The 8,993-nt window shown below is 70.6% G+C and carries 8 protein-coding genes; all 8 read right to left on the bottom strand.

Annotation, left to right across the window (positions count from 1 at the left end; genetic code table 11):
• Positions 1 to 1,197 (bottom strand): GGDEF domain-containing protein (locus Q0P59_RS15990; RefSeq protein ID WP_295008087.1); only part of this gene is annotated, 1,197 nt, incomplete at its 3' end.
• Between the two features lie 16 nt (positions 1,198 to 1,213).
• Positions 1,214 to 2,440, bottom strand: coding sequence for an FTR1 family protein (locus Q0P59_RS15985; protein WP_295008085.1), 1,227 nt, complete (start codon positions 2,438 to 2,440; stop codon positions 1,214 to 1,216).
• A gap of 3 nt (positions 2,441 to 2,443) precedes the next feature.
• Complete coding sequence (locus Q0P59_RS15980; RefSeq protein WP_295008083.1) at positions 2,444 to 4,540, bottom strand: transglutaminaseTgpA domain-containing protein; 2,097 nt, start codon at positions 4,538 to 4,540, stop codon at positions 2,444 to 2,446.
• 4 nt (positions 4,541 to 4,544) lie between these two features.
• Positions 4,545 to 4,952 (bottom strand): type II secretion system protein GspG, encoded by a 408-nt coding sequence (locus Q0P59_RS15975; RefSeq protein WP_295008081.1) that lies wholly within the window; start codon positions 4,950 to 4,952, stop codon positions 4,545 to 4,547.
• Positions 4,949 to 6,556 carry a multiheme c-type cytochrome gene (locus tag Q0P59_RS15970; protein ID WP_295008079.1) on the bottom strand — a complete coding sequence of 536 codons (1,608 nt, stop codon included), beginning with the start codon at positions 6,554 to 6,556 and terminating at the stop codon, positions 4,949 to 4,951. The genes Q0P59_RS15975 and Q0P59_RS15970 overlap by 4 nt, the downstream gene beginning before the upstream one ends.
• Positions 6,553 to 7,083 (bottom strand): hypothetical protein, encoded by a 531-nt coding sequence (locus tag Q0P59_RS15965; protein WP_295008077.1) that lies wholly within the window; start codon positions 7,081 to 7,083, stop codon positions 6,553 to 6,555. The genes Q0P59_RS15970 and Q0P59_RS15965 overlap by 4 nt, the downstream gene beginning before the upstream one ends.
• Positions 7,080 to 8,036 carry a DUF58 domain-containing protein gene (locus tag Q0P59_RS15960; RefSeq protein WP_295008075.1) on the bottom strand — a complete coding sequence of 319 codons (957 nt, stop codon included), beginning with the start codon at positions 8,034 to 8,036 and terminating at the stop codon, positions 7,080 to 7,082. Before Q0P59_RS15960 ends, Q0P59_RS15965 begins: the two co-directional genes overlap by 4 nt.
• Positions 8,033 to 8,983, bottom strand: a complete 951-nt coding sequence (locus Q0P59_RS15955; protein ID WP_295008073.1) for an AAA family ATPase — start codon at positions 8,981 to 8,983, stop codon at positions 8,033 to 8,035. The genes Q0P59_RS15960 and Q0P59_RS15955 overlap by 4 nt, the downstream gene beginning before the upstream one ends.
• Positions 8,984 to 8,993 lie beyond the last annotated feature (10 nt).

Genomic DNA, 8,993 nt, shown 5'->3' with positions numbered 1-8,993 from the left:
GTACATGGCGCTGTCGGCCTGCTTGATCAGGCTGTCGGGGTCGGATACGGAGTTGGGATGGATGGCGATGCCCACCGAGCAACCGGTTTGCAGGCGTTGCTCGAGAATGAGCATCGGCTCCGTCAAGCGCTCGATGATCTTGCGGGCGATGGCGGCGGCGTCGCTGACGCTGCCCAGTTCGCCGGCGACGACGATAAATTCGTCGCCGCCCTGGCGGGCGACGAAATCGGTATCGCGGATGCAGGCGAGCAGTCGTGTCGCCGCTTCCTTCAGCACCAGGTCGCCGATGGCATGGCCGAGCGAGTCGTTGATCGTCTTGAAGCGGTCGAGGTCGAGGTAGAAGACGGCCAGCGGGCTGTTGTTGCGGCGGCTTTCGGCCAGCATGTGGGTCAGGCCGATGCGCAGCGCGGCGCGGTTGATCAGGCCGGTCAGTGGGTCGTGGTAGGCCATGTACTGGATGTGCTGCAGCGCCTTGTTCAGCCAGATGCCGACCGTCAGCCAGATCAGCCCGGCCAGGATGCCCCACAGGAACAGCCCGGCCAGTGCGATCTCGCCCAGCGAGAAGGGCAGCGACAGGCGTTGCTGGACGACCAGCAGGGGGCTGTCCGGCTGGTCGTTCCAGCGCATCGGCACCTGGACGAACAGGCTGCCTTGCCGTTCGACGCGGCCGACGGCATCGATCTGCAGGGCGCTGGCTTCCCCGGCGCCGGCGTCGCCGAGCGACGAGGCGATGACGCGTCCGGCGGAGGCGAGGTAAAGGCGCAGCTCGGGGCGCCCCAGGGTGGCCAGCCAGGCGTCGTCGAGCGGGAAGCGAACAATCTCCGAGGGACCGTCGGGCCGGGGCAGGACGGCAAGCCGGGTCGCCTGCCGTCCCGGCTCGACCTGCCAGGACAGCGCCGGGTTCGATGCCGCGAGCGGCTTGCCGGATGTTGCCGAACGCCGCCAGCCCAGGTCGCTGGCCTGAATGATCTGGCCGGCGTGATGGGCCAGGCTGGCCAGTTGCTGGCCGGTCATGCGTTCCATCTCGAACAGGTAGAAGGCCGTGCAGGCCAGGAGACTGAACAGGCCGGCGCCGACCATCGCCAGGAAGAGCCGCCGGCCGGCCTGGATGTCGAGCATGCCCGGCGTGCTGGCCGGCAAGGCCGCCGCCGGCGCGGTCGGGAGGGGGGGGAGTACGGCGGCCGGAGTGGATGACATGGCGAGTGTTCCCGGCTCAGGCGGCCCGTTGCTTCAGCCGGACAAAGACGAAGCCGAGCGGCAGCAGCATCGCGCATTGCGCCCCGATGCCCTGCAGCGTGGGCGAAATGCCCAGCCAGGAAATATGCGGCGCCCACGGCAGGTGCGTGGTGCTCAGGTGGCCGCTCGCCTGCAGTTCGGTGATCCCCTGGCCCATGAACACGATGGCCAGGCCGTAGAGCAGCACGGCCGTGCCGGTGAAGAAGAGGTGAAACGGCAGGCGTAGCGACAGATGGCGCAGGGCGAGGTAGATGGCGAGCAGGAGCACGGCGGCCGCACCGATGCCGGCAGCGATGGCGCCGCCGTTGCTGCCTTCGCCGGCAAGCAGGGCCTGGTAGAAAAGTACCGTCTCGGCGCCCTCGCGGTAGACCGCCAGGCAGGCGGCCCCCCCCAGGGCAAGCGTCGAGCCTTGCGTCACGGCGCTCTCGATCTGGCCGGCGATCCATGCCTGCCAGCGTTCGGCCTCGCGTTTGGAGAACAGCCAGAAACTGACGTAGAACAGCATGGCGGCGGCAAGCAGCATGGTGATGCCTTCCAGAACGCCGCGCGACGCACCGGCGACCTGCAGCGCGCCGGTCAGCGCCCAGCCGGTGAGCAGGGAGAGCACGACGGCGAGGCCGACCCCGGCATGGAGCACCCAGCTGCGGTCGGCGCCGCCGGCCCGGCGCAGGTAGGCGGCCAGCGCGCCGACGATCAGCATCGCTTCGACGCCCTCGCGCAACAGGATGACGAGCGACTTGAGGAAGGCCGGCATGAAGCCGTCGGCCTCCGTCCTGTCGTACAGGCTGGCCGCCTCCTGCAACTTGCCGCGGAGCTGCTGCCACGAGGCGCCCAGGTCGTCGGCGGGCGCGCCGCGCATCGCCTTGCTGTTGACGACCCCGAACAGGACTTCGATTTCACTCTTCAGCCCGGGCGACTTGAGGCCCAGGTCGAGTTCCATGCCGGCGCCCTCGAATACTTCGAAATACAGGCTGGAGAACTCGCCGGCCGTCGCCAGGCGGTTGGCCGGATCGTAGTCCTGGAGGGCGGCATCGCCGCGCCGGCTGATCTCCGCCACGACGGCGGCGCCGTCGGTCGCGGCCAGGGCGGGGAAGGGCGCGCTCAGCATCCACAGGCAGGCGAGCGGGGCGAGCAACAGGCGCAGCAGGGAGAGGGCGCGGAAGGAAAGGAAGGGGTGTGACGAAAGGCGTGCAATGTGCGGCATGGCTTATCCAGCAAGGATGCGGTTGATCAGCAGGCGGGCGGCGACCGCTACGCGAGGTCCGGAGACTGCGGATGCGGGGCCGTAGCGCCAGTCGGTGTAGGTGTCGGCCAGCTGCGCCATGGCGCCCGCCCAGGCCGGGCGGGCGGCGGCGACGCGCCGGGCGTAGGTGCTCGGGCATTCGGCCGGCAACGGGGCGAGACCATGGCGCGCCAGCTGGCGGCAGGCCCGCTCCCAGGCGCGCTGCGCCGGCGGGCGGCGACGGCTTTCCCGCCAGCGTGCGAAGAGCAGGCTGCCGGCCAGGGTCAGCGCGCTGGCCGCGGCGGCGATGGCGAGCAGCCAGAGCCAGGCGAAGCCGTCGCCCTTGCCGCCGAGCAGGGTTTTCTGCCGTTCGGCATCGAGCCGGAAAACCCAGCGCCCCATCCAGTCGGCCAGGTCGGGCAGTTGCCAGGCGGGTTCCGTTGCCGGGCGCGGGGCGGCCTGGGTCGCGAAGTTGCCCCCCGCGGCGGGCGGCGGCGGGGTGGCCGAATCGGCCGACTGCTGCGGCTTGGCCGGGGCGGTCTGCGGCGCGGCCTTGGGCCTGGCCTGGGTGGCGGCGAATTTCTCCGGCGCCACGAGGTCGGTCGGGTCGATCCGCCGCCAGCCCTTGCGGTCGTCCCAGACCTCGGCCCAGGCGTGGGCGTGGCTGCGCTTGACCACGACGTAGTCGGTCAGCGCCATCAGCTTGCCGCCGCGATAGCCGGTGACCAGCCGGGCCGGGACGCCAGCCGAGCGCATGAGGACCACGAAGGCGGCGGCGTAGAACTCGCTGTTGCCCACGCGCGTGTCGAACCAGAATGCGTCGAGGGCGTGTTCGCCGGTCGGGGCTTCGAAACGGTCGCGCACCTTGAAGCCGCCGTTGGCTAGCTCGACCAGGGCTTCCCGCGGAATGTCGCCGCCCTTCGTCGCGGCGCGCTGGCGCAAGTTTTCGCCAAAAGCCCGCAGGCGCGGGTTGCTGGCCGCGGGGAGGGCGAGCGCCTGGTCGCGCAGCGCGGCGGGCAGCTCGCCTCCGGCCGTCCACTCCAGCCATGAGGAGAGCTCGTAGTGGATTTCGCGATCGACCGGCGTGTGGCTGAGCACCTGCCAGTCGGGGCCGACGAAGGATTCGGCGGTCAGCCTGGAGGGCAGGTCGAGGCCGTAGAGCCACAGGCCGTGGTGCGGCGTCAGGCGAAGCTTGTAGCGGATTTCCTTGGCGGTGCTTTGCAGGGTCTTGTTGAAATCGCTCCCGCGACGCCAGCCCGCCATCATGATCCGGCGGCCGTTGCCGGCGCCGTAGTCGGCATCCAGGTGCCATTCGCGGCCATCGAAATCGTAGAACACCGGGCCGCGCCAATAAAGCTGGCTGGTCGGCGGCACCCAGTTCTCGAATTCCGCGACGAACACCGGCTGGCCGTCGCTGGCGCCGGTCTGCATTTGGTCCGGTTTGAGGCGGGTGGCGATGCCCAGCCCCTGGTTGGATTTTTCGATGCCGGCCGGCAGCGGCAAGCCGAAGGTCAGGCCGATGTCCCACAGCGGGCCGGGAATGCGGGGGAAGAAGAGGAAAAGCACGCCGGCCAGCGGCAAGGCAAACAGCAGGTGCCGGCCGCCGGCGCGCAGGGCGCTGCCGGTCTTCTGGCCGGGGTGCCAGCCGGCGCCGCCCAACAGCAGCAGCATGCTGCCCAGCACCAGGGCGAGGCCGATACCCTCGCCCCATTGCAGCAGGCCGATGGCCACGCCGACCACGGCGGCCGCGGAGACCAGCGCGAATTCCCCGGGCGTCCGGCTTTCCGCCCACTTCAGGGCGAGCACCAGCAGCAGGTTGAGGCGAAGCGTCGTCGGGTCGAGCCAGCCGAAAGCCAGTGCCGCGACGAGGTAGCCCAGGCCCAGCACGCCCAGGCGCAGGGCCGGCACCCAGCGCCGGGCCGGGAGCCGGCGGCTGGCCAGGGCCAGTGCGAAGGCGATCCAGCCAGGGGCGGGCAGCGCCGGGGCGTGGGCGAACAGCGCCAGCAGGAGCAGGCCCAGCGCCCAGCGGGCGGGCGTCATGTGCGGCGCGGGCAGCGCGATTGACGGGCGGCGGCGTGCCATGCGCTCAGCGTCCACCATAGAGGTTCCAGCTCACGATGTCGTCGGCGCTTTCCTGAACGTCGGCACCGAAGGAGTACAGCTCCCAGGCCTGGACGCTTCCCGGGTTGCGATACTGGTAGGGGCGGCCCCAGGGGTCGTCGGGGATGCGAGGCAGGATGCCGTCGGTGACCAGGGCCTGCAGCCCTTGTTCGGTGCTTGGCATGCCCTTGCCGTCATCCCGCGGGGCAAGCAGGGCGGCGCCAATGGCGCGGATGTCGTCGCGGGCCCGGGCGTTCCGGCGAATGTCGTCGGTCGTGCCGTGCGCGTTGAGCCAGTAGCCGCTGGCCACGGCGACGCCGAGCGGAACGAGCCAGCCGAGTACGCCGATCAGGCTGGTTTGCAGACGGGGCTTGCCGGTTTGCCGGGCGTTCATGGTTTTTCCTTTCCGGCGCCGCGTTTCGCGGCACCCGGGGCGCTCCGGGCCGGCACGACGAAGTCGTGCCCGGCCTCGGCAATCGCGAGGGGCGGGATGATCACATCCACCTTGCCCGGCCCCTGGCTCTCGAAATTTTTCAGGATGTCCTGGAAGGCCAGCCGATACCACAGCCGGGTGCGTACGCTGTAGCGGCCGGCGGGCAGGGCGGGCAGCGCGTAGTCGATGCGCTGGCTGGCGCCGGCCGGGATCGGCTTGCGCGGGTAATGCAGGCGTTCGGTATCGAACAGCAGGTGGCGCAGGTCGCGCCGGCCTTCGGCGTCGTACATCTCCTTGACCCAACGCACGGCCTGGGGATCTTCCTCGCCCTTCCGGCCGTCGAAAGCGCCGCTGTGGAAGACCTTGCGCCCCCGCTCGTCGGTGATCTCCACCTCCAGCCACATGTAGCGGTGGTCGAGCGGCCCGGTCGGCAGGGCATGTCCGGCCCCGACGTTGGCGACGGTGACCGACAGCCGGGGGCGGTTGTCGCGGTCAAGCCCGTTGTCCAGGCGAAGTTCGGCGGCTTCCCGGAGCAGGGCGACGATCTGCTGATGGGTCCGGCGCTGCTCGTCGGCATATTCCTGCCGCGAGAACATCCGGTTGAGGCCGCCGGGCGGGCCGCCGCGCAGGGTGGTCATCAGGTTGCCGGGGAGGTCGGGGTTGGCCAGCAGGTAATTGTTGCCGGACAGCCGGTGCGATACGCCGCGCGGGCGTTGCTCGCCGCGTTTCAAGGCGGCGACGGCGGCTGCCGGGTCGCGCGCCATGTGGCAGTCCTGGCATTGCACCCCCTGCTCGGCCCACGGCGAGCGACGCCATTCGTCGTAGGTGTCCTGGAAGTTCATCGGCTCCTGGCCATTGACCGTCGTCGGGCGGATTTCGGTATGGCAGCTGCCGCACAGTGCGCTGGAACCCATCAGGGGGGCATCGCGCCTGGCCTGCATGTCCCTGGCGTGGCGCGACGGGGCGGCCATGATCAGGGCCGGGTGCAAGTGCCGGAAAATCTGGTTCAGCTTGCTGGTCAGGGCGCCGTTGCCGGCCAGCGGCTCGGCATGCACCGCGGTGTGGCAGACGACGCAGGTGACGCCCTCCTCCATGGTCTCGGTGCGCGGCACGCTGGGGAAGTCGGTGACCGCCCCGCTCAAGGTGCCCAGCGGGTTATGGCAGGATTCGCACCAGCGTCCCTTGGCCGCGCCATGGGCAGCAGCGGCCTTGGATGCCGCGGTGTTTTCGCGCACCGTCGTGGCGTAGATCATGTCCTCGTCGGAGACGGCGTGCACCGAGGTAACCCACTCCATGAACTCCTGCTTGTGGCATTCGCCGCAACTGCGGGCCGAGGGAACGCCGCGCCAGTCGATCATCGTGCGGTCGGTGGTCCGCAGTTCGCCCGGCGCGAAGGGATTGTCGCCGAAGGGCAGGTCGTAGAAAGGCAGCCCTTTCCTGGCATCGACGGCCAGGCTGTCGGGGGCCGGCAGAAGCAGGGCGGCGGCCAGCGCGGCCACCAGCGTCGCGCCGGCAATCAGCAGCAGGTGCTGCAATGGGGGGGACAGCTTGTTCGGGAATTTCATGACCGGTCCTTCTTCGGCAGGTGCCACAACAGGCCGAGCAGCAGCGGCAGCGTCAGCCAGCGATGGGCCTGGAGCAGCCCGACATGCCCGCCGTAAGGCAGCGTCACCGGGTAGCCGGCGAGGTAGGCGACGGCCGGCAGGGCGACGATGAGGCCGGCGAGCAGCACGACGATCAGCGACCACATGAACGCGTGGCCGATCAGGCGCTTGCCGGCATAGGCATCGCGGCGGATCTCGCGGATCAGCGGGAAGGGCCAGAGCAGGTGGCGCAAGGGTTCCCTGCCGTCCTGCCAATGCACGACGATGAAGGGAACGAAGAAGAGCAGGGTCAGGACGCCGGCGGCGAGATGGGCCAGCAGCAGCACCTGGACGAGATTGGCGTGGCCGACGCGCAGCCAGAGCAGCAGGCCGGTGACGGTGGAAATGGCAAAGGCGCCGATGAAACCCTGGACCAGGTGGCGCGAGGTTTCGCGGGTGCGCCACTGGAGGCCGGCATCGGCGCCGGGGGCGGGAGAGTGATGGTTCATGGCATCGAGTTGGCAGAAGCTGGGTCGAACAGGGCCAGGCGTTGCAGGCAGCGGTCGCGATGGCTGCGGCCGCGGGCCGGCGGCAGCGACTGGCCGGGCAGGCGCAGGCCGTATTCGCGGCCGGCATGGTCGGCGGCCAGCACCCAGGCGGCCAGCTGGCCGAGGCGGGCCTCGTCGTCGCCGGCGGTCTGTTCCCAGGTGAGCCACAGCGCCTCGCCGCCGGCATCGCCGTCGAAACGATTGACCGCCAGTTCGTCGCGGCGGCCGAACACGCGCCAGTTGATGCGGCGCGGCGAGTCGCCCGGCGCATAGCCGCGCAGGCCCTGGAAATCGTCGGTGGCGGCCTGCCGGTGGGCCGGTTGCGGGTTGCCCGCCGGCAACGGCAAGGCGCCGGCCGGACGGGGATAAACGATGGCCTGCATGGCCGGCAGCGGGCGCCGGGCGCGCCACAGGCCGAGCGGCCAGGCGGAGACCAGCATCAGGTCGGCAATCACCCGCTCGCCGCGCCGTCCGCCGGGCAGCAGCAAGCCGGGCTGCGCCTCGCCGGATGGATCGAACAGGCTGTCGGCGCCGGTCAGCTTGCCGGCCTGCAAGGCAACGGCAGCCGTTGCCCGGCCGCCGTTGAGCCGGCCGTCGAGGGCGAGCGCTTCGCCGGCGAACACGGCGCCCGGCACGTTCGGGCGCCAGTCGACCCGACGCGCCAGGTGCCGGCATTGCCAGGCGCTCTGCAGCCACACGGCGAGCAACAGGAAGGCGAGCGCGAAGATCAGGTTGTTGCCATAGTTGATCGCCGTGGCGATCAGGGCGACGACGGCCACCAGCCAGAACAGGCCGGCTGCCGTCGGGCGCAGCGAGGTGTGCAGCGTGCCATCCTTGCGCCGGCCGAGGCCCGGCAAAAGGCGCTGCAGAAGGGGCGATCGGCTGGCGTCGGGCGGGCTGATCAGCGGGCTCATGGCAGCGCTACGGCCTCCAGCAAGCGGGCCGCCCCGGCTTCGGCATGGCGGGCATCGCCGAGGCCGAGACGGTGCATGGCGACCGCCGGGAAAACGCACTGGATGTCGGCCGGCAGCACATGCCCGCGCCCTTCGAGCAGCGCCCAGGCGCGGCCGGCCGCGAGCAGGGCCAGCGCGCCGCGCGGCGACAGGCCATGGGCCAGGCCGGCGCCGTGGCGGGTGTATTCGGCCAACGCCCGGACGTAGGCGAGCAGCGCATCGCTGGCGTGCACGGCGCGGGCGGCCTGCTGCAGGCCGAGCAGCCCGGCGCTGTCGAGGCTGGGGCGCAGGTCTTCCAGCAGCTCGCGCCTGTCCTCGCCGCGCAGGACGGCCAACTCGGCTTCGGCGTCCGGGTAGCCGAGCGACACGCGCATCAGGAAGCGGTCGAGCTGCGCTTCCGGCAGCGCATTGGTGGACAACTGGTCGACCGGATTCTGCGTGGCGATGACGAAGAAAGGCGATGGCAGCGGCCGGGTTGCGCCGTCGCTCGACACCTGGCGCTCCTCCATGGCTTCCAGCAGGGCCGACTGGGTCTTGGGGGAAGCGCGGTTGATTTCGTCGGCGAGCAGCAGCTGGGTGAACAGCGGGCCGGGGTGGAAGACGAACTCCCCCCGGTCCTTGACGAAAATCGCCGCCCCGGTCAGATCGCCCGGCAGCAGGTCGTTGGTGAACTGCACGCGGGTGAACGACAGGCCCAGCGTTTTGGCCAGCGCATGCGCCAGCACGGTCTTGCCCATGCCGGGCAGGTCTTCGAGCAGCAGGTGGCCGCGGGCGATCAGGCAGGCCATGGCGAGGCGGACGGTGCGGTGCTTGCCGAGCAGCACGCTGTTGACGGCGGACAGCGCGTTGTCCAGCGCGTGCCGTGGATTTCCGGCGGCGAGATCGTTCGGGTGTTGCGGGGCGTTCATGAGGGGTTCT

The organism is uncultured Dechloromonas sp. (genome assembly GCF_945957265.1).
Taxonomy (GTDB): domain Bacteria; phylum Pseudomonadota; class Gammaproteobacteria; order Burkholderiales; family Rhodocyclaceae; genus Azonexus.
This window is presented reverse-complemented; position numbering and strand designations above follow the sequence as displayed.